The 19,969-nt window shown below is 72.1% G+C and carries 17 protein-coding genes; 8 read left to right on the top strand and 9 right to left on the bottom strand.

Annotated elements, in window-relative coordinates:
* Nucleotides 1–29 precede the first annotated feature (29 nt).
* The 7 genes from ABZU74_RS00060 to ABZU74_RS00090 all read left to right on the top strand — a co-directional run bounded on the left by ABZU74_RS00060 (nucleotide 30) and on the right by ABZU74_RS00090 (nucleotide 6,392).
* Nucleotides 30–740, top strand: a complete 711-nt coding sequence (locus tag ABZU74_RS00060) for a FadR/GntR family transcriptional regulator (RefSeq protein WP_355416318.1) — start codon at nucleotides 30–32, stop codon at nucleotides 738–740.
* Nucleotides 737–1,882: a galactonate dehydratase gene (gene dgoD / locus ABZU74_RS00065; protein WP_355416321.1), complete on the top strand. Its 1,146-nt coding sequence runs from the start codon at nucleotides 737–739 to the stop codon at nucleotides 1,880–1,882. The genes ABZU74_RS00060 and dgoD overlap by 4 nt, the downstream gene beginning before the upstream one ends.
* On the top strand, nucleotides 1,876–2,715 hold the full coding sequence (locus ABZU74_RS00070; protein WP_355416324.1) for a hypothetical protein: 840 nt from the start codon (nucleotides 1,876–1,878) through the stop codon (nucleotides 2,713–2,715). Before dgoD ends, ABZU74_RS00070 begins: the two co-directional genes overlap by 7 nt.
* A gap of 10 nt (nucleotides 2,716–2,725) precedes the next feature.
* On the top strand, nucleotides 2,726–3,346 hold the full coding sequence (locus ABZU74_RS00075) for a bifunctional 4-hydroxy-2-oxoglutarate aldolase/2-dehydro-3-deoxy-phosphogluconate aldolase (RefSeq protein WP_355416327.1): 621 nt from the start codon (nucleotides 2,726–2,728) through the stop codon (nucleotides 3,344–3,346).
* Complete coding sequence (locus tag ABZU74_RS00080) at nucleotides 3,343–4,284, top strand: sugar kinase (protein WP_355416330.1); 942 nt, start codon at nucleotides 3,343–3,345, stop codon at nucleotides 4,282–4,284. The genes ABZU74_RS00075 and ABZU74_RS00080 overlap by 4 nt, the downstream gene beginning before the upstream one ends.
* A gap of 21 nt (nucleotides 4,285–4,305) precedes the next feature.
* On the top strand, nucleotides 4,306–5,187 hold the full coding sequence (locus ABZU74_RS00085) for an SMP-30/gluconolactonase/LRE family protein (RefSeq protein ID WP_355416333.1): 882 nt from the start codon (nucleotides 4,306–4,308) through the stop codon (nucleotides 5,185–5,187).
* Between the two features lie 101 nt (nucleotides 5,188–5,288).
* Nucleotides 5,289–6,392 (top strand): L-dopachrome tautomerase-related protein, encoded by a 1,104-nt coding sequence (locus tag ABZU74_RS00090; protein WP_355416336.1) that lies wholly within the window; start codon nucleotides 5,289–5,291, stop codon nucleotides 6,390–6,392.
* 24 nt (nucleotides 6,393–6,416) lie between these two features.
* Here ABZU74_RS00090 and ABZU74_RS00095 read toward each other — a convergent pair whose 3' ends face one another.
* The 9 genes from ABZU74_RS00095 to ABZU74_RS00135 form a co-directional block, all read right to left on the bottom strand.
* Nucleotides 6,417–7,172 carry a dienelactone hydrolase family protein gene (locus ABZU74_RS00095; RefSeq protein WP_355416339.1) on the bottom strand — a complete coding sequence of 252 codons (756 nt, stop codon included), beginning with the start codon at nucleotides 7,170–7,172 and terminating at the stop codon, nucleotides 6,417–6,419.
* 134 nt (nucleotides 7,173–7,306) lie between these two features.
* Nucleotides 7,307–9,316: an FAD-dependent oxidoreductase gene (locus ABZU74_RS00100; RefSeq protein WP_355416342.1), complete on the bottom strand. Its 2,010-nt coding sequence runs from the start codon at nucleotides 9,314–9,316 to the stop codon at nucleotides 7,307–7,309.
* A 103-nt stretch (nucleotides 9,317–9,419) separates the two neighbouring features.
* The gene (locus tag ABZU74_RS00105) at nucleotides 9,420–10,100 is read right to left on the bottom strand and encodes a response regulator (RefSeq protein WP_355416345.1); all 681 of its coding nucleotides are present in this window, start codon (nucleotides 10,098–10,100) and stop codon (nucleotides 9,420–9,422) included.
* Entirely contained in the window at nucleotides 10,097–12,646 is a 2,550-nt protein-coding gene (locus ABZU74_RS00110; protein WP_355416348.1) for a DUF4118 domain-containing protein, read from the bottom strand. Before ABZU74_RS00110 ends, ABZU74_RS00105 begins: the two co-directional genes overlap by 4 nt.
* 73 nt (nucleotides 12,647–12,719) lie before the next feature.
* Nucleotides 12,720–13,601, bottom strand: coding sequence for a potassium-transporting ATPase subunit C (locus tag ABZU74_RS00115; RefSeq protein ID WP_355416351.1), 882 nt, complete (start codon nucleotides 13,599–13,601; stop codon nucleotides 12,720–12,722).
* Nucleotides 13,601–15,784 (bottom strand): potassium-transporting ATPase subunit KdpB, encoded by a 2,184-nt coding sequence (kdpB, locus tag ABZU74_RS00120; RefSeq protein WP_355416354.1) that lies wholly within the window; start codon nucleotides 15,782–15,784, stop codon nucleotides 13,601–13,603. Before kdpB ends, ABZU74_RS00115 begins: the two co-directional genes overlap by 1 nt.
* Before the next feature lie 20 nt (nucleotides 15,785–15,804).
* Nucleotides 15,805–17,460 (bottom strand): potassium-transporting ATPase subunit KdpA, encoded by a 1,656-nt coding sequence (gene kdpA, locus ABZU74_RS00125; RefSeq protein ID WP_355416357.1) that lies wholly within the window; start codon nucleotides 17,458–17,460, stop codon nucleotides 15,805–15,807.
* Nucleotides 17,460–17,549 carry a K(+)-transporting ATPase subunit F gene (gene kdpF, locus ABZU74_RS00130; protein WP_036390805.1) on the bottom strand — a complete coding sequence of 30 codons (90 nt, stop codon included), beginning with the start codon at nucleotides 17,547–17,549 and terminating at the stop codon, nucleotides 17,460–17,462. The genes kdpA and kdpF overlap by 1 nt, the downstream gene beginning before the upstream one ends.
* Nucleotides 17,550–17,920: 371 nt before the next feature.
* The gene (locus ABZU74_RS00135) at nucleotides 17,921–18,961 is read right to left on the bottom strand and encodes an SAM-dependent methyltransferase (RefSeq protein ID WP_355416361.1); all 1,041 of its coding nucleotides are present in this window, start codon (nucleotides 18,959–18,961) and stop codon (nucleotides 17,921–17,923) included.
* 72 nt (nucleotides 18,962–19,033) lie between these two features.
* Here ABZU74_RS00135 and ABZU74_RS00140 point away from each other — a divergent pair, with 72 nt between their 5' ends.
* Nucleotides 19,034–19,912 (top strand): zf-HC2 domain-containing protein, encoded by an 879-nt coding sequence (locus ABZU74_RS00140; RefSeq protein ID WP_355416364.1) that lies wholly within the window; start codon nucleotides 19,034–19,036, stop codon nucleotides 19,910–19,912.
* Nucleotides 19,913–19,969: the final 57 nt, after the last annotated feature.

Below are 19,969 nucleotides of genomic sequence, written 5' to 3' on the forward strand. Positions count from 1 at the left end.
GACACCGACCAGCGAAAAGGCCAGGAGCATTGGCACAGTACGCACGCCGCGGCGTCCACGGGCAGACCGTCGAAGCGATCGCCCGCCGTATCCTCACCGGCGAGATCGCCGCCGGCGCGACCCTGAACATCGTCGCGTTGCAGGAGGAGTTCGACGTCAGCCTCACGGCGCTCCGCGAGGCGCTGAAGGTCCTCTCCGCCAAGGGCATCGTCGACGCCCGACAGAAGCGCGGCACCTTCGTCCGACCCCGTGCGGACTGGAACCTGCTCGACGGTGACGTGATCCGCTGGCAGTTCGCCGAGGGCACCGACCAGCGGTTGCTCGACCAGCTGCACGAGGTGCGGGCCATCATCGAGCCGGCCGCCGCACGGCTGGCCGCCACCCGGGCCACCGAGGACGACCTGACCGCCCTCGACCGGGCACTTGCCGAGATGGCCCAGGCCAACGGTGATCCCGGTGCCGCCATCGCCGCCGACCTCGCCTTCCACCGCGCGCTGCTCACCGCCACCCACAACGAGCTGCTGGAGCGGATGGAGGTGGTGATGGAGACCGGGCTCGCCGAACGGGACCGGCTGGTGCACGGCGGCACCCCGCACGACGACCCGGTGCCCAGCCACCGCGCGGTGGTCGACGCGCTGCGCGATCGGGACGAGACGGCGGCCGAGACCGCGATGCGTCAGTTGCTGGACAAGGCCGTCCGCGACGTCGAGAAGGTACGGGGACGAAGGGGCAGTCAGTGAAGATCGAGCGGATCGAGACCTTCCTGGTCGCGCCACGGTGGTTGTTCTGCCGGGTGGAGACCGACGACGGGCTGGTCGGGTGGGGTGAGCCGGTGGTCGAGGGCCGCGCCGAGGTGGTGCGCAGCGCGGTCGAGGTGCTCTCCGAACATCTGATCGGTGCGGACCCGCTGCGCATCGAGCAGCACTGGCAGGTGCTCACCAAGGGCGGCTTCTACCGGGGCGGCCCGATCCTCTCCAGCGCGGTCGCCGGCCTCGACCAGGCGCTCTGGGACATCGCCGGGCAGGCGTATGGCGCACCTGTGCACGCGCTGCTCGGCGGGCCGGTGCGCGACAAGGTACGGATCTACTCGTGGATCGGCGGGGACGAACCCGGCGAGGTGGCCGACGCCGCCGCCGCGCAGGTCGCCGCCGGTCTCACCGGCGTCAAGATGAACGCCAGCGGGCGGCTCTCGCCGATCCCCACCTCGGCCGAGGTGGACGCGGTCATCGGCCGGGTGGCCGCCGCCCGCGAGGTGCTCGGCCCCGACCGGGACATCGCTGTGGACTTCCACGGTCGCGCCGGCATGGCCGCCGTGCGCCGGATCCTGCCCGAGTTGGCCGCCCTGCGCCCGTTCTTCGTGGAGGAGCCGGTGCTGCCCGATCAGGCCCACCACCTGCGCGACATCGTCGCCAGCACGCCGATCCCGGTGGCCACCGGCGAGCGGCTCTACGGTCGGTCCGAGTTCCTCGGCCCGTTGCAGGCCGGGGTCGCCGTGGTCCAACCGGACCTGTCGCACGCCGGTGGGATCTCCGAGGTCCGCCGGATCGCCGCGCTGGCCGAGACGTACGGCGCGCTGCTCGCCCCGCACTGCCCGCTCGGCCCGATCTCCCTGGCGGCCAGCCTCCAGGTGGCCTTCGCGACGCCGAACTTCCTGATTCAGGAGCAGAGCATCGGCATCCACTACAACGCCGGCTCGGAGCTGCTGGACTACCTGGTCGACCCGGAGCCGTTCCGGTTCGTGGACGGGCACATCGTCCGCTTCGACCGGCCCGGGTTGGGCATCACCGTCGACGAGGCGGCGGTCCGCAAGGCCGCCCAGACCCCGCACGCGTGGCGCAACCCGGTCTGGCAGCACGCCGACGGGTCGTTCGCCGAATGGTGACCGGCCCGGAGCCGGTGCCGCTGCGTGTGGCGTACGACGCCGCGCACGGCGGCCGGTGGACCAGTCTGCGCGGCGGTGGCCGGGAGTGGTTGTGGCGTGGCCCGGAGCCCGGCCGGCACGAGGTACGCCCCGACGACGCGTTCGTCGACGCGGGTGGGCTGGAGGAGTGCCTGCCCACAGTGCGCGGCCTTCCCGATCACGGCGAGGTGTGGTCGCGTCCGTGGCGAACCGTCGGCCCCGGCACCGTCGTCATCCAGCGGCCCACGTTCGTCCTGACCCGCCGGATCAGCGACTCCGACGGTGTGGTGGTGGCCGACTACCGGCTGGCCGCGGACCCCGGGTACCGATTCGTCTGGGCCGCGCACGCCCTGCTCGGCCTCTCCCCCGACGCCCGCCTCGACGCGCCCGCCGGCACGCCGACCCGCCTGCACCCGGAAGCCGCCGCTCTGCTGCCACCGGGCACCTGGCCGGCCGGCGACCCGTGGCTCACCGGGCCGTGGCCGTCCCCGGCCGGCCTGACCCTGGACACCCTCGGCGCGGACGACGGCACGGCGGTCGGCGCGGTGCTGCTCGACTGCCCCCGCGTCCAGGTGGTCGACGGTCCCGACCGGCTGACCCTGGAGTTGGAGTGCGACGACCAGCCCCGCAGCACCGCGCTCTGGCGCAACCTGGGCGGCTGGCCGGCCATCGCCCCGTACCGCAGCCTCGGTGTCGAGCCGATGCTCGGCGCGGCCTTCGACCTGGCCGACGCCGGCCCCGACGACGCGGCGGTCGTCCCGCCCACCGGCGAGGTCACCTGGCGACTCACCATCTCCGCCCACCGCATCCCCTGAGGACACCGTGATGAATCTGCTCGACGAGCTGCGTACCCATCGACTGTTGGCCATCGTGCGCGGCCCGGACCCGGCCGCCGCGCTGACCGCCGTGCTCACCCTGGCCGAGAGCGGCGTCGCCCTGGTCGAGGTCTCGCTGACCAGCGCCGACGCGCTCGGCGTCATCCGACGCGCCCGGGCCGCCCTCGGACCCGGCTACGCCCTGGGCGCCGGCACCGTGCTCAGCGCCGAGGATGCCCGCGCGGCGGCCGACGCGGGCGCTGGTTTCCTGGTCACCCCGGCGATCGCGGCGAGCCTCGCCGAGGGCGGCCGGCTCGGGCTGCCAGTGCTCGCCGGTGCCCTCACCCCCACCGAGGTGGTGCGGGCAACCGACGGCGGGGCCGCCGCGATCAAGCTCTTCCCTGCCTCGTTCGGCGGGCCCGACTACCTCGGTGCCCTGCGCGACCCGTTCCCCGGTACCGCGTTCGTGCCGGTCGGTGGGGTCGACGCGGACGGCGCGCGACGCTACCTGGAACGGGGAGCGGTCGCTGTCGGCGTCGGTTCCCCGCTGCTCGGCGACGCCGTCCGTGGCGGCGACCAGGCGGCGCTGCGGGAGCGCGCCGCCGCCTTCCTCGCGGCGGTCCGGCAATGACCGACCTGCTCACGCTCGGCGAGACGATGGCGGCGTTCCGCACCACCGGCCCACTGCGACTGGGCGGCACCGCCGGGATCTCCGTCGCCGGCTCCGAGTCGAACGTGGCGATCGGCCTGGCCCGGCTCGGCCACTGGGCCAGTTGGGTCGGTGTCACAGGCGCCGACGAGCCTGGTGAGCTGGTCCGCCGTACGCTGCGCGCCGAGAGTGTCGACCTGACCTGGTCCCGGGTCGACGCGACCGCCCCGACCGGGCTGATCCTCTTCGAGAACCGGGTCGCCGACATCAACCGGGTCACCTACCACCGCGCCGGGTCGGCCGGCTCCCGGCTGGGCCCCGCCGACGTGACACGGGCCTTCGACGCTCCCGGGCCACCACCGCGGCTGCTGCACGTCACCGGGATCACCTGCGCGCTCGGCGTCGAGCCGTACCAGGCGGTGGTGGAGGCCGTGCGGCGCGCCCGCGCGGCCGGCAGCACGATCTGCCTGGACGTCAACCACCGCAACCGGCTCTGGTCGATCTCCGAGGCCGCCGCCGCGCTGCGCCCGCTGCTGCCCTCCATCGACCTGGTGATCGCCTCCGACGACGAGTTGGCAGTGCTGACCGATGCGACCGACCCGGCCGCGGCGCTACTCTCAGCCGGCGTCACCGAGGTCGTGGTCAAGCACGGCGGCGACGGGGCGACCAGCCACAGCGCGACCGGTGCCATCCACCGTCCAGCCCGGACGGTGCCGGTGGTGGACACCGTCGGCGCTGGCGACGCCTTCGTCGCCGGGCTGCTCTCCGGCTGGCTCGACGGCCTCGACGCGCCGACCCGCCTGGACCGCGCCGTCACCACCGGCGCGTTCGCGGTCGCCACCCGGGGCGACTGGGAGGGCCTGCCCGACCGGGCCGAGCTGGCGCTGCTCGACCACGGCCCCGGCGGTACCGTCCGCTGACGATCTCTTTGGAGGAGCATCATGGAGCTGACCGAGCCGACCGTCTGGAGCACCGACCGGCTGGAGTTGGGTGAGGGCCTGCGCTGGGTCGACAACCGGCTGGTCCTGGTCGACCTGCTGGCCGGGCGACTGTTGGAGACCGACGGCGACGCCCCGACCCCGCTGCGGGAGCTGCGCCGCCTCGACATGCCGCTCGGCGCTGTCGCCCCGGTGGTCGACCGACCGGGCGAATGGCTGGCCGCCGCCGGGACCGGCGTCACAGTGCTGCCCGAAGGGGACGAGCCCCGACCGGTCGCCGAGCTGGTCGCCGACGCGCCCGAGCCGACCCGGATGAACGACGCGGTCGCCGACCCGCACGGCCGCTTCTGGGCCGGCAGCATGACGTACGCGATGAAGCCCGGCGGGGGCACGCTCTTCCGCCTCACCCCGGGCGCCGAGCCGGTCCCCGCGGTGACCGGGCTGACCATCCCGAACGGGCCGGCGTTCGACGCGACCGGCACCACCATGTACCTGGCCGACACGCCACGCGGCGAGATCGACCGGTTCACCGTCGACCCCGCCACCGGGGCCCTGCACGGGCGGGAGCCGTTCGTGCGGCTGTCGCCCGCCGACGGCGGCCCGGACGGCATGACGCTCGACGCCGCCGACCACCTCTGGATCGCGCTGTGGGGCGGCTCCGCGGTACGCCGCTACCGGCCCGACGGCACCCTCGACCGGGAGATCCGACTGCCGGCCAAGCAGCCGGCCGGCATCTGCCTCGGCGGCCCCGACCTGCGCCGACTCTTCATCGGCACCGCCCGGGTGGGGCTGGACAATGCGGGCCCGCAGGACGGCGCGCTGCTCGCGGTGGACGTCCCGGTGCCCGGCCTGCCCGCCGCGCGGGCCGCCGCACCGATCGGCTGACCGGAGGCATACCGGACGCCACGGCGGGAACAACCGCCGCGCAGCGCGGTAACAGCCGACCAGGTGGGGAGCGAGCCGATGAGCAGCACAGGGTGGGTGGCATGAACGGGCCGGTCGGCGACGAGCCGATGGGGGAACTGGAGCTGGTGCACACCTTCACCGGCCCGATGCCGACCGGGGTGAGCGTCTCGCACCGGGGCCGGATCTTCGTCAACTTCCCGAAGTGGGGCGACGAGGTGCCGGCCACCGTCGTCGAGCTGCGTGACGGCCAGGAGACGCCCTACCCCGACCAGGCGTGGAACGACCCGTCCGGCGACGACGACGCGGGCGCGTTCGTCTCGGTGCAGAGCATCGTGGTGGACCCGGCCGACCGGCTCTGGGTGCTGGACACCGGCAGCCCGATGTTGCAACCCACCAAGCCGGGCGGCCCGAAGCTGGTCCGGGTCGACCTGGACACCGACACGGTCGCCCAGGTGATCACCTTCCCGGCGGACGTGGCGCTGCCGACGACGTACCTCAACGACGTCCGCTTCGACCTGCGGCGGGGCGAGTCGGGGGTCGCCTACATCACCGACTCCGCGTTCGCCGGGGCGAACGGGATCATCGTGGTGGACCTGGCCAGCGGGGCCTCCTGGCGGCGGCTGCACGACCACCCGTCCACCAAGGCGGAGCCGCTGACGTCGTTCCGTCCGGTGGTCGAGGGCCGACCGTTCCTGGAACGACCGGCCGACGGGCCGCCGAAGCCGGTGAGCATGGGCTCCGACGGCATCGCCATCTCCGCCGACGGCACCCGGCTCTTCTACTGCCCGTTGGCGTCCCGGCGCCTGTACAGCGTCTCCACCGAAGCGCTGGTCGACCCGGGCGTCACCCAGGAGGCGGTCGCCGCGACAGTTGTCGACGAGGGCGACCGGGGCACCGCCTCGGACGGGTTGGAGAGCGACGACGCGGGGCGGCTCTACATCACCTCGTACGAGCACAACGCGGTGCTGCGTCGACTGCCGGACGGCGAGTACGAGACGCTGGTGCACGACCCGCGACTGCTCTGGCCGGACACCATGTCGGTGGCCACCGACGGGTACCTCTACGTCACAGCGAACCAACTGCACCGGCAGCCGCAGTACCAGCGCGGCAAGGACCTGCGGCGCAAGCCGTACGCCCTGTTCCGCACCCGCATCGACGCCGGCCCGGTGCTGCTGCGCCCGTGAGCGTGCCGTGCGGCACGTCAGTGGTCAGCTCGTCGGCAGGGTGCGGTCCAGCAGGTCGAACAGGGCGGCCCAGTGGCGCTCGGTGGCCTGCTCGTCGTACGCCGGGGTGTCGGCCATGGTGTAGCCGTGGTGGGCGCCCGCGTACACCTCGGAGCGGTAGCGCACCCCGGCGGCGTCGAGCGCCTTCTCCAGCGTGGCGATCTGCTCGGGCGTCATCGACTGGTCGGCGTCGGCGTGCCCGAAGTACAGCTCGCCGGTGATCGAGCCGACCCCCAGGTGCGGGCTGTCCGGCGCCTCGGTGACGATCCGCCCGCCGTGGAAGCTCGCCACCGCGGCGATGCGGTCCGGGTGCGCCTCGATGGCCCGCAGCGCGTTCGTGCCGCCCATGCAGTAACCGGTGATGGCGACCGGGCCCGGTCGGACGTCGTCCCGGCCAGCCAGGAAGTCGAGGTACGCGGCGCTGTCCCGGCTGATCACCTCGGGGGTCAACGCGCCGACCAGCGGCGTGATCTTCTCGAAGATCGCGCCGCGCTGGTCCGCATCGCCGAGTCGGGACAGGTCGAACAACGGCGCCCGGCCGGCCCGGTAGAAGAGGTGGGGCGTCAGCACCAGGTAACCCCGGGCGGCGATGCGCTCGGCCATCTCGACCAGGCGCGGGCGCGGCCCGAACGCGTCCATGAAGAGCAGCACCGCCGGGAACGGGCCGTCACCGTCCGGTCGGGTGAGGGACGCGTCCGCCACTCCGTCGCTGGTCGGGATGTCCACAGTCGTCGTCAGCACCGTGCCTCCTCGTACGCCGATCTTGGTCCGTTCCGCACGATACTCGCCCTGTCGGCGTCCCCGGCCGGCAGCCGCGCGAACGGGGCGTCAAGAAATGGCTGTGGCCGGCCCGCCGACCCGGCGCCTCGCGTCGCTCAGGCGCGGACGAACCGCACCGCGTCGGCGACCACGTACCCGTCGGTGTCCTCGGTACGGATCAGCACGCTGCCGTCGGTGCCCGCCGTGAACGGATAGGTGCCCAGCGCCACCCACTGACCGCCGGCCTGCCGCTGGTCGACCGTCCTGGTGATCAGCCCGTCGGCGTACGCGATGTCCACCGGCACGTTCGTCGCCCGGTTCGGGTGCGCGGTCCAGCGCAGCTGCACAGTCCACGAACCGGAGGCGGGCAGCGACGGGCGGAACCGCAACCGGTTGACCCCCTTGCCGACGTTGCCGTCGTGCTCGTAGTCCGGACCGTAGTAGCCGCCGGTGCTGCTGCTGCGCACCCACGTCCCGCCCCGGGTGATCCCGGTGGTCGCCGCGTTGTCCAGGATCACCTCGCTGGTGGAGCCCCACTCCAGCACCCCGCCGTCCTGGCGCAGCCGGGCCTGGAGGGCGGGCACGGAGACGGCCTGCACGGCGAGGTTCCCGGCGAGCGCCAGCGACGCCGCGGTGGCCGCCGCCTGCCCGAGGATCATGAACACGGGTTCCATCCGGATCGAGCCGTACGCGATGTGGCTCGCCGAGAGACAGACCGGCACCAGCAGGTTGGCGCACTGCGCCTGGTGCGGCACGATCGCCCGGTAACTCACCGGGTACGGCGCCGGCACACCGATCTGCACGTCCCCCTCGTTGCGGACCCGGCCGTCGACGACCACCCGCTGACAGTTGTGCGAGTCCATCGTGTAGCTGGCCAGGCCCACCGAGTCGGTGGCGCGTACCCGGCCCCGACAGTCGGCCTCGGTCATCACGTACGCGGAGACCATCCGGCGTGCCTCGCGGATGTAGAGCAGCGGTGGCCAGCCGCCAGTGCCGGTGAACTCGTCCACCGGCAACCCCCACCGGGCGGTCGAGTCACGTACCGACGCCGGCAGTCGGCTGTCGTTGGCCAGGAACCACATCAGCCCCTGCTGGTAGGTGCGGTGCTCGACGATGATGCTCTCCCGCGCCGCCCAGCTCGCCGTCGGGTACGCGTAGTTGAAGCCGATGTTGTCCGTCGACACGGCGCCGTTGTTGTTGGAGTCGGTCTTCCCACCGCCGATCGAGTGGGTGGTGAAGTACGGTCCGGCGTAGCCGGCCTGGATGTGCCGCAGCAGCAGCTCGTACCGGATCGGGTCGTAACCGGACGGCTTGCCGAACGGGATCCGGTTGGCCGACTGGGTCAGGCACATCCGGAAGCAGTACGCCTGGATCCGGTCGTCGCCGCTGCCCTGCGGGGCGAGTGGGGTGGCGGAGATGCCCGGCAGCAGCCCGCTGGCGGGCGAGCCGGCCGTGACGTACGGGTCGACGGGGTAGGCGAACTGGTGGGTGTTGCGCGACTGCACCCCGTTGATCGTCTCGCCGTAGGTGTCGTTGGACTCCCGCCCGACGGTGAATCCCACCCCGGCCATGGCCAACAGGTCGCCCTCGTAGGTGGCGTCGACGAACACCCCGCCCCGGTAGATCGACCCGTCCTCGGTACGCAGCTCGGTGATCCGGTTGCCGGTGCGGCCGATGCCGCTCAGCCGGGCGTCGACGACCACCGGAACGCCCGCCTCGGCCAGCATCTCGGCGAAGACGGCGGTGGCGACGTGCGGTTCGAAGGTCATCCGCAGCGGCGACGTCGGCGTGAGTGTTCCGCCGTGGTATTTCACGTACACCCGGCGGTAGAACTCGGCGGCCAGCCCGCCGATGGACGCCTGGACGCCGGTGTCGGTGGCACCCAGCCCTGCGGTGCTCAACCCACCGACGTGGCTGGTGGGCTCCACCACCACGGCGGTGCGGCCGAGCCGGCGCATGGTGATCGCGGCGGCCAGCCCGCCGGAGGTGGCGCCGTAGACGACCAGGTCGGCGGTGGTGACGGCGGCCCGGGCGGGGTCGGCCCGGAACGGGCCGTCGAGACTGGCCAGGACCAGGCCGGCGCCGCCGACGGTCAACAGCCGACGACGGGACAGGTGCAGGGACACGGCGGGGCTCCCGGGGGGTCACCGGTGGGGGGACGGTTACAGAAGCACGCCGCTGCCGCTGCTGACAGAAATTGTTCAATCTCTGCCGACGGGTGTCAACGGGTCACGGCCGGTATCGGTAGCCCATTCCGGGCTCGGTGATGAGGTGCCGGGGGCGGGCCGGATCGTCCTCCAGCTTGCGCCGCAACTGGGCCAGGTACTGCCGCAGGTAGTTGGTCTCGTTCTGGTATTCCGGCCCCCACACGTCCTGGAGGAGCTGCCGTTGGCTGACCAGCTTGCCGGGGTGGCGCAGCAGCTTCTCCAGCACGCTCCACTGGGTGGGGGTGAGCTTGACCTCGGTGCCGTCGTCTCTGCGCACGCTGTGGTCGGCCAGGTCGACGGTGTGCTGACCGATCCGCAGTGCCGGCACCGCTTCGCTGGGCGCGCCGAGGCGGCGGGTCACCGCGCGGATGCGGGCCAGCAGCTCCTCCACCCCGAACGGCTTGGTGACGTAGTCGTCAGCGCCCGCGTCGAGCGCCGCGACCTTGTCCTCGCTGCCGGCCCGACCGGAGAGCACGATGATCGGCACGGCGGTCCAGCCGCGCAGGCCCCGGATCACCTCCACGCCGTCGATGTCGGGCAGGCCGAGGTCCAGCACCACCAGGTCGGGCGGGTGGCTGGCGGCGGCCTTCAACGCGGCGGCCCCGGTGCCGGCGACGTCCACGTCGTACCTGCGGGCACGCAGGTTGATCCGCAGGGCACGCAGGATCTGCGGTTCGTCGTCGACGACCAGGATGCGCGTCATTCCGGCGACCCCTCCGAGCTGGTCTGCGCGGCCGGCAGCCGCAGCACCATGGTGAGCCCACCACCGGGGGTGGTCTCCGGGGTGATGCTGCCACCCATCGCCTCGGCCAACCCCCGGGACAGGGCAAGACCGAGACCGACGCCGGTCTGGTTGTCCCGGTCACCGAGGCGTTGGAACGGCAGGAAGACGTGCTCCCACTGGTCCTCCGGGATGCCCGGCCCCCGGTCGATCACCCGAAGCTCGACCTGGCCGGCGTGGGCGCTGGCGGTGATCGTGGGCGGCTGACCGGGCGGGCTGTACCGCAGCGCGTTGGCGACGATGTTCACCAACACCCGTTCCAGCAGGCCCGGGTCGGCGGTGGCGGCCGGCAGGTCGGCCGGGATGTCCGTGCCCACGGTCGCGGCCGCCGGACCGAGTTCGTCAAGCGCCAGGGGTACGGCGTCCTCCAGGCCGATCGCGGTCGCCGAGATGCCCAGGACGCCCGCCTGGAGCCGGCTCATGTCCAGCAGGTTGGCGACCAGCCGGGCGAGCCGGTCCAGTGACTCCTCGGCGGTCTCCAGCAACTCCTCGCGGTCGGACTCGTCGAACTCGATGTCGTGGCTGCGCAGGCTGGTCACCGCCGCCTTCGCGGAGGCCAGCGGCGTACGCAGGTCGTGGCTGACAGCGGCGAGCAGCGCGGTGCGCATCCGGTCGGCGGCGGCGAGGGGCCGGGCGGTGGCGGCCTCCTCGGCGAGCCGTTCCTGGCGCAGCGCGACGGCGGCCTGGGCGGCGAACGCCTCAACGATCCGCCGATCGGCGGCCTCCAGCCGCCGGCCACTGAGCACGACTGTGATCCGGTCGTCGACAGGTACCGCCGTCTCGCCGCCGTCCGGCGTGCAGGGTGGCTGCTCGCCGACGCTGGCCACCACACACCAGGCGTGCTCCTCGCGGGCCCGCTCCGGGCGCCCGCCGGCCTCCTCGACCAACTCCAGCACGCTCACCGCGCGCAGCCCGAAGGTCTCCCGGAGCTGGTCCAGCAGGGCGGGCAGGGGTCGTTCGCCGCGCAGCACACCACCGGCGACGGCGGCGAGGGTCTGCGCGTCGGCGGCGGCCCGCGCGGCCTCGCGGGTACGCCGGGCGGCCACGTCGACGATCCAGCTCACGGCCAGGGCCACCCCGACGAAGACGGCCAGGGCGAGCAGGTTGTCCGCCTCGGCGATGGTCAGGGTGCGGAAGGGCGGGGTGAAGAACCAGTTGAGCAGCAGCGAGCCGCCGAGCGCGGCGACCAGGGCCGGCCACACCCCACCGACCAGCGCGACCCCCACCACCCCGGCGAGGAACAGCAGGATGTCGTTGGTCAGTGTCAGGTCGGGCAGGGTCTTCAGCAGCACTGTGAGCAGCGGCATGCCCAGCACGGCCAGGCCGAAGCCGAGCAGCCGGCGGCGTCGGGACAGCGCCGCCGGCACGGCCGCCGCCCGGCGGCCCTTGCCGGCCTGTTTGTGGGTGACCAGGTGCACGTCGATCGAGCCGGACAGCGCGGTGGTGGTCACCCCGACACCCCTGGCGAAGATCTGCGCGAGGCGGCCCCGCCGGCTGGCCCCGAGCACCAGCTGGGTGGCGTTCACGCCCTGGGCGAAGTCCAGCAGCGCGGCCGGCACGTCGGTGCCGAGCACCTGGTGGTACGTGCCACCCAGGCTCTCCACCAGCACTCGTTGGCGGGCCAGCTGGGCCGGGTCGGCGCCGGCCAGGCCGTCGCTGCGGGCCACGTGCACGGCGAGCAGGTCGGCGCCCTTGCTGCGGGCCGCGACCCGCGCCGCCCGCCGGATCAGCGTCTCGCCCTCCGGACCGCCGGTCAGCGCCACCACGACCCGTTCCCGGGCCTCCCAGGTGGCCGCGATCCCCTGCTGGCTGCGGTAGCGGTCGAGCTGCTCGTCGACCTTGTCGGCCAGCCAGAGCAGCGCCAGCTCGCGCAGCGCGGTGAGGTTACCGACGCGGAAGTAGTTGCCCAACGCGGCGTCGATCTTGTCGGGTCGGTAGATGTTGCCGTGCGCCATCCGTCGGCGCAGCGCCTCCGGAGTCATGTCGACAAGCTCGACCTGCTCGGCGGCGCGGACGATCTCGTCCGGCACGGTCTCCCGCTGGGTGGTGCCGGTGATCTGCGCGACGACGTCGTTCACCGACTCCAGGTGCTGCACGTTGACCGTGGACAGCACGTCGATCCCCGCGTCGAGCAGCTCCTGGACGTCCTGCCAGCGCTTGTCGTGCCGGGAACCGGGCACGTTGGTGTGCGCCAGCTCGTCGACCACAGCGATCTGTGGCCGGCGGGCCAGCACCGCGTCCAGGTCCATCTCGGTGAACTCGACGCCCCGGTAGGCCATGGTCCGGCGGGGCACCTGCTCCAGGTCGCCGAGCATCGCGGCGGTGTGCCGCCGGCCGTGGGTCTCCACGAAACCGATCACCACGTCGGTGCCGCGCGCGGCCCGCCGCTGGGCCTCCTCCAACATGGCGTACGTCTTGCCGACGCCGGGGGCGGCCCCGAGATAGATGCGCAGTTCTCCGCGTGGCACGGGGACCATCCTCCCTGGTCAGATCGGCGGGCGGGGCCGCGCCCAGTCGGCGCGGCCCCGTCCGTGCGGGTGCTCAGCGTGCGGCGAACTGCTTGTCGAGGGCGAGGTTGAGCTCCAGCACGTTGACGCCGGGGGCACCCATGAAGCCCAGCCCACGCCCGCCGGTGTGCTCCTTGACCAGCTTGCGGACCGCCGCCGGGTCCGCGCCGCGCTCCCGTGCGACCCGGTTCACCTGCAGTTCGGCGTACGCCGGGCTGATCTGCGGGTCGAGACCGCTGGCGCTGGCGGTGACCGCGTCGGCGGGCACCGCCGGGTCGGCGGGCGCGTCGCCGCGGATCGGGGTGACCACCCCGCCGGCGGCCACGTAGTCCTCGCCGGGCTGGGCCAACTCCACCGGCACCCCCTGGTATGAAGAGACGAACGGCGTGGCCGGGGCGGCCTGGTTGACGCTCACCACCCGGGTGACCGGGCCGGTCAGACCGTCGGCGCGGAACACCGCGAGCACGGCGCCCACCCCGTCGTCGGTGCAGTAGGGGCGTCGACCGTCGACACCGTTGAGCTCGCCGACCTCCTTGCTACGCCCGCAGACCTGGGTGAGCAGGCTTTCGCTGGACTCCTCCGGGTCGGTGGCGATGGTGTCGACCACGCTCTCCGGGCCCAGGTTGCTGGCCGAGGTGGCGGTCGGGTCGTACCCGTCGCCAGCGGCCGAGGGGCGGGACTGGAAGTAGCGGGCGACGGGGTTGCCGTCCGCGTCGGTGAAGGACTGGCCGATCAGCGCGCTGCCGACCGTCCTCCCGTCCGAGGTGATCAGCGAACCGTCGGCCCTGTGGTTGAGGCCGGGCAGCTGACCGAGCGCGACCAGGGCCAGCGGGTAGACCAGGCCGAGCAGCACCGTGAAGACGAGTACGGCGCGCAGGGCGGCGAGGTGTTGGGCGATCCAGGTGGGTAGGCGCATCACGAAATCCCCGAGATGAACTGGATGAGCAGGTCGATGAGCTTGATCCCGATGAACGGCACGATGATGCCGCCCAGCCCGTAGATCAGCAGGTTGCGGCTGAGCAGCTTCGACGCGGCGGCCGGCCGGTACCGTACGCCCCGCAGGGCGAGCGGAATCAGCGCGATGATCACCAGGGCGTTGAAGATGACCGCGGACAGGATCGCCGACTCCGGGCTGGACAGCCGCATGATGTTCAGCGCGTCCAGGCTCGGGTAGAGGCCGGCGAACATGGCCGGAATGATCGCGAAGTACTTCGCGATGTCGTTGGCGATGCTGAACGTGGTCAGCGCGCCACGGGTGATCAGCAACTGCTTGCCGATCTCCACGATCTCGATCAGCTTGGTCGGGTCGGAGTCGAGGTCGACCATGTTGCCGGCCTCCTTGGCGGCCGACGTGCCGGTGTTCATCGCCACCCCGACGTCGGCCTGCGCGAGCGCCGGCGCGTCGTTGGTGCCGTCACCTGTCATCGCGACCAGCCGGCCACCCTCCTGCTCCCGCTTGATCAGCGCGAGCTTGTCCTCCGGCGTCGCCTCGGCCAGGAAGTCGTCCACCCCGGCCTCGTCGGCGATCGCCTTCGCGGTGCGCGGGTTGTCGCCCGTGATCATCACGGTCCGGATGCCCATCCGGCGCATCTCGTCGAACCGCTCCCGCATCCCGGACTTGACCACGTCCTTGAGGTGGATGACGCCCAGCGCGCGGGCCGGCTCACCGTCGACGTGCTCGGCGACGACCAGCGGGGTGCCGCCGGTGCCGCTGATCGCGTCCACGATCTCGCCGACCTGCTCGGTCGGGTGGCCGCCGTTCTCCCGTACCCACTTCATCACCGCGGCGGCGGCGCCCTTGCGGACCCGGCGGGCCGCGCCCACCGCGCCGCCGTCCACGCTGCCGTCCGGGGTGAGGTCGACACCGCTCATCCGGGTCTGCGCGGTGAACGGCACGAAGGTGGCGTGCGGCATGACCCCGGGCTCGCGCTCGCGCAGCCCGAACTCGTTCTTCGCCAGCACTACCACCGAGCGCCCCTCCGGGGTCTCGTCGGCCAGGCTGGACAGCTGCGCGGCGTCGGCCACGGTCGCGGCGTCGACCCCCTCGACCGGTACGAACTCGGCGGCCTGCCGGTTGCCGAGCGTGATGGTGCCGGTCTTGTCCAGCAGCAGCGTGTTGACGTCGCCGGCCGCCTCGACGGCCCGACCGCTCATGGCCAGCACGTTGCGCTGCACGAGCCGGTCCATGCCGGCGATGCCGATGGCGGAGAGCAGCGCGCCGATGGTGGTGGGGATGAGGCAGACCAGCAGCGAGATCAGCACCACCCCGGTGACGCCGGAGTCGGTGATCGCCCCGGTGTCGGGGGCGGCCACCTGGTACGCCTTGGAGAAGATGGCCAGCGGCTGGAGGGTGACCACGGCCAGCAGGAAGATGATCGTGAGCGCGGCGAGCAGGATGTTCAGCGCGATCTCGTTCGGCGTCTTCCGCCGGTTGGCCCCCTCGACCAGGGCGATCATCCGGTCGATGAAGCTCTCCCCCGGCCTCTGGGTGATCTTCACGATGATCTGGTCGGAGAGCACCCTGGTGCCGCCGGTGACCGCGCTGCGGTCGCCGCCGGACTCCCGGATGACCGGGGCCGACTCGCCGGTGATGGCCGACTCGTCGACGCTGGCGATGCCCTCGACGATGTCGCCGTCGCCGGGGATGATGCCGCCCGCCTCGATCAGCACGATGTCGCCCTGACGCAGGTCCGGTGCCGGCACCGCCTCGTCCCGATAGGTGTTGGCCCGTGCACCCGGTTTCCAGTCGATCAGCCGGGTGGCGATGGTGTCCTTCTTCGCCTGCCGCAGGGTCGCGGCCTGGGCCTTGCCCCGACCCTCGGCGACCGCCTCGGCCAGGTTGGCGAAGACCACCGTCAGCCAGAGCCAGATGGTGATCGCCCAGGCGAACACCGACGGGTCGGTCACCGCCAGGACGGTGGTGAAGGCCGCACCGACCTCCACGATCAGCATCACCGGGTTACGCCAGAGCGTGCTGGGGTTGAGCTTGCGTACCGCGTCCGGGAGGGACCGGATCAACTGCTTGGGGTCGAGCAGTCCCCCGCCGATCCGGTTGCCCTGGTCGGCTCCGGTGGCGGGCTGCCCGGATGTCACGGACATGTCCTCGTTCCTCATGATGGTCAGAGCCCCTCTGCCAGCGGGCCGAGCGCGAGCGCGGGCAGGAAGGTCAGCGCGACGAGGACCACGGTGACGCCGACGACCATGCCGATGAACAGCGGTCGGTGGGTCGGCAGGGTGCCCTCGGACGCGGGGGTGGGTGCCTGGCGGGCCAGCGAGCCGGCGAGCGCGAGCACGAAGATGAGCGGCAGGAACCGGCCCAGCAGCATGCACAACCCGAGGGTGGTGTCCCACCAGGTGGTGTTGACGGTGATGCCGCCGAACGCGGAGCCGTTGTTGTTGCTGGCCGAGGTGAACGCGTACAGCACCTCGGAGAGGCCGTGCGGGCCGACGTTGAGCGCGGTGGAGTTGTTGCCGGTGGCGAACGCCGCCGCCGTACCGACGAGCACCAGGATCGGAGTGATCAGGAAGTAGAGCGAGGCGAACTTGATCTCGCGCGACCCGATCTTCTTGCCCAGGTACTCGGGAGTGCGGCCCACCATCAGCCCGGCCACGAAGACCGTGATCACCGCGAGGATGAGCAGGCCGTAGAGACCCGAGCCGGTGCCGCCCGGCGCGACCTCGCCGAGCATCATGTTGACCATGGTCATCATGCCGCCGAGCGAGGTGAACGAGTCGTGGAACGAGTTGACCGCACCGGTCGAGGTGAGCGTGGTGGCGGCGGCGAAGGTGGCCGAGTTCGACACGTCGAATCGCACCTCCTTGCCCTCCAGGGCCGCGCCGACCGCCTGCGGCACAGTGCCGTGGCCGGCCAGCTCGAAGATGTTGGTGATCGCGACGCTCGCGATCGCGAGGATGCCCATCACCGCGGCGATGGCGTAGCCCTGTCGGTTCTGCCCGACCATCCGGCCGAAGACCCGGGGCAGGCTGAACGGGATCAGGAAGATCAGGAAGATCTCCAGCCAGTTCGTCCAGGTGGTGGGGTTCTCGAAGGGGTGCGCGCTGTTGACGTTGTAGAAGCCGCCACCGTTGGTGCCCAGCTCCTTGATGACTTCCTGACTGGCGACCGGGCCACCGGTGATGGTCTGGGTGCCACCGGTAAGCGTGCTCACGTCGGTGCCGACGGTCAGGTTCTGCACCGCCCCGCCGATCATCAGCGCGATGGCGCCGAGCACCGCGATCGGCAGCAGGATCCGCAGCGTGATCCGGGTCAGGTCCACCCAGAAGTTGCCGAGCTGCCCGGTGCGGCTGCGGGCGAAGCCGCGCACCAGCGCGACCGCCACCGCGATGCCGACCGCCGCCGAGACGAAGTTCTGCACGGCCAGGCCGGCCATCTGGACCAGGTGGCCCATCGTCGACTCACCCGAGTACGACTGCCAGTTGGTGTTGGTCACGAACGACACGGCCGTGTTCCACGCGCCGTGCGGCACCACCGGGTCGAAGCCCAGCGACAGCCACAGGTGGTTCTGCACCCGCTGGAACACGTACAGGAATAGGATCGAGACCGCGGAGAACGCCAGCACGCTGCGGGCGTACACGCCCCAGGTCTGCTCCGCGGCCGGGTTGACCCCGACCAGTCGGTAGATGCCCCGCTCGACCCGCGACTGCTTCGTGCCGGAGACCGCCCGGAACATGTGGTCACCGAACGGCTTGTAGACGGCAACGAGGGCCGCCACCAGCGTCAAGATGAAGATGACGCCCGCTGTTGTCCTGGTCATCAGAAGCGCTCCGGAAACAGCAGGGCGAACACCAGGAACGCGCCCAGGACGATCGCGAGCACCAGACCGACGGCATTTACCGCGTTCACAGCTTCTCCACCGCCCGGACCACAAGGGCGAGCACCGCGAACAGCGCCACCGTCAGGACCACGAACACCACGTCAGACACGCTGACTCCTCAGCCGGAAAGGTTCGTCGCGACCGCCTTCCGGTCGCGCCGGGCAATCAAAGCCCCACCACCCGCCGGACGGCAGCGGTCATAACGCGACCATGACGGCGGCGAACCTTTTCTTGACGTGGTTTTCACACCCGCCGAGTGAGCAGGTGAAATGCGGCACAGACCTCGGTGGTCCGCGAGGTCAGGACCAGTTGTCCGCCGTGCAAAGGACGCACGGGAGAGACCAGGCGCGACCCGGCTGGGTTGGCGCCTGGCGCCGCGGGGGCGGAGGTGCGAGGCCGGTCAGGCCGGCTTACGGGCCACCAGCACGTCGCGCATGATCGACTGGTCGACCCGGTGCCGCAGCGCGCGGTAGGGCTCCGCGTCGACCACTGTCAGGCCGGCGTCGGCCAGTGCCGCCGCCGCGTCGTCCCGGCTGGCCACGTGGGTGTTCCAGGAGATCCCGAGCGCACCACCGGGGCGCAACAACCGGGCCCAGACCGGCGCCGCGTCCGCGAGCAACGCCAGCGGGTCGCGGGCCAACCCCTGCCCAGCGGTACGACTGCCGTGCTGCACGCCGTACGGCGCGTCGGCGACGACCAGGTCCACGGTCTCCGGGCGGAAGAACTCCGCCGACCGGGCGGTGTCGGCGTTGACCACGTCCAGCAACTGGGTCTGGCCGGCCTTGTGCTCCTCCCGGGTCGGGGCCAGCTCGATCCGCACCCGTCGGCCGACCACCTTGCGCTCCCGCCGCACCGGCCCGGACTCCAGCACCCGGTGCTTGACCCGCTTCTGCTTCAACCAGGTGGTGATGAACGCCCGGTATGCCTCGACGTCCTTCTGGTCGCGCTCGATCCCGGCGGCGTCGAAGCCGTACATCAGCGCCTGGTTGAGGGTGGTGCCCCGACCACAGAGCGGGTCGAGCACCCGAAACCGGCGGCTGGTCAGCTCGGTGGCCCAGTCCGAGGCGAGCAGGGTGACGTTGAGCAGCAGCTTGGTGAACTGCTCGTTGGTCTTTCCCGGGTACTTCTGGATGGTGAGCAGGTCGTCGTCGTAGCGGTCCAGCCGGCTCCACTCGATCGGCCGCAGCAGCTCACCGACGATCTCGAAGAGCGCGTACCCGGCGGAGAGGTTGCCCAGGACGGCCAGGTCCCGCTCGGTCAGCCCGTCGCCACTGAAGGTGACGTAGGACGCCCCTCCGACGACCTCGGTGTCCAGCTCGCCGATCCGGCCGTCCAGCGCCGAACGGCCGAAGATCTCCAGCTCGGCTCGGGTGAGGTCGACGGCAGCGCGGGCGTACACCCGGTTGGTGGCGGGCAGGATGAGCAGGCCGTAACGCGTCATGATCCGGCGAGTATTCCACAACCAGTCACGAACGCCGGGAACCGGAGCGGCTGCCGGAGCGACTACCGATACATGGGGTGTGAGCAGTGGCGGGAGGTCCTGTCCGCGCAGTTGGACGGGGAGGAGACCGCCGCCGAACTGACGGCGGTGCAGGGGCACCTCGACGGGTGTGCCGAGTGCCGGGCGTGGTTCACGGCTGCGGCCGCGGTGACCCGTCGGGTTCGTACCCGATTGGTCGTTGAGGTGCCCGACCGGACGGCGGCCATCCTGGCCGCCGCCACCGCGTCGGCGCCGGCCGGTCAGTCGCGGTGGCGGCGCATGACCGGACGAGGGCTGCGCCCGACGTTCGGGCGTGGTGGGTCGGCCGCCGGCCTGCGCGCGGCGTTCGGACGTGGGCCGCTCGTCGCCGGCCTGCGCTCGGCGCTCGGGCTGCTCGGCGCGGTGCAACTGGTGCTCGGCCTGGCCCAGGTGGGCCGGGGCGCGACCGCCGATCACCTGCACCCCACCGGCCAGCACCTGTGGCACGAGTCGGCGGCGTGGAACGTGGCCGTGGGCGCGGGATTCCTGTTCGTGGCGGTGCGCCGCAGCCCACCCGCCGGGCTGCTGCCGATGCTCAGCGCGTTCGTCGGCACGCTGCTGCTGCTGTCGGTGAACGACCTGGCCACCGGTTCGGTGGGCGGGGAACGGTTGATCAGTCACGGCTTCCTGGTGGTCGGCTACCTGATCACCGTGCTGCTGTCCCGGCCCGGGCTCCGCCCCGGTGGGCCGGCACCGCAGCGGCAGCCGACACCGTCCCGCTGGCGGTTCGGGGCCGACGAGGTGGACCGGCCGCTGCGGGTGGTACGCCCCGAGTCCTATCCGGCGCAGGCAGCCGACAGGTACGCCGCCCCGGCAGCGCGTACCTGTCGATCCACCCGCACCGGCGAGGCCGACGAACGACGGGCCGCCTGAGCGACCGAGTCAGCCCACCTGACCCCGCTGTTGTTGCGTGAGCGGTCGTAGAACGAG

Source organism: Micromonospora sp. NPDC005171, from assembly GCF_040608575.1.
Taxonomy (GTDB): domain Bacteria; phylum Actinomycetota; class Actinomycetes; order Mycobacteriales; family Micromonosporaceae; genus Micromonospora.

Excerpts from the sequence above, each read along its gene's own strand:
- ABZU74_RS00070 (WP_355416324.1), top strand. The coding sequence starts at position 1,876 with ATGGTGACCGGCCCGGAGCCGGTGCCGCTGCGTGTGGCGTACGACGCC.
- ABZU74_RS00075 (WP_355416327.1), top strand. The coding sequence starts at position 2,726 with ATGAATCTGCTCGACGAGCTGCGTACCCATCGACTGTTGGCCATCGTG.
- ABZU74_RS00080 (WP_355416330.1), top strand. The coding sequence starts at position 3,343 with ATGACCGACCTGCTCACGCTCGGCGAGACGATGGCGGCGTTCCGCACC.
- ABZU74_RS00085 (WP_355416333.1), top strand. The coding sequence starts at position 4,306 with ATGGAGCTGACCGAGCCGACCGTCTGGAGCACCGACCGGCTGGAGTTG.
- ABZU74_RS00090 (WP_355416336.1), top strand. The coding sequence starts at position 5,289 with ATGAACGGGCCGGTCGGCGACGAGCCGATGGGGGAACTGGAGCTGGTG.
- ABZU74_RS00105 (WP_355416345.1), bottom strand. The coding sequence starts at position 10,100 with ATGACGCGCATCCTGGTCGTCGACGACGAACCGCAGATCCTGCGTGCC.
- ABZU74_RS00115 (WP_355416351.1), bottom strand. The coding sequence starts at position 13,601 with ATGCGCCTACCCACCTGGATCGCCCAACACCTCGCCGCCCTGCGCGCC.
- kdpB (WP_355416354.1), bottom strand. The coding sequence starts at position 15,784 with ATGTCCGTGACATCCGGGCAGCCCGCCACCGGAGCCGACCAGGGCAAC.
- kdpA (WP_355416357.1), bottom strand. The coding sequence starts at position 17,460 with ATGACCAGGACAACAGCGGGCGTCATCTTCATCTTGACGCTGGTGGCG.
- ABZU74_RS00135 (WP_355416361.1), bottom strand. The coding sequence starts at position 18,961 with ATGACGCGTTACGGCCTGCTCATCCTGCCCGCCACCAACCGGGTGTAC.
- ABZU74_RS00140 (WP_355416364.1), top strand. The coding sequence starts at position 19,034 with ATGGGGTGTGAGCAGTGGCGGGAGGTCCTGTCCGCGCAGTTGGACGGG.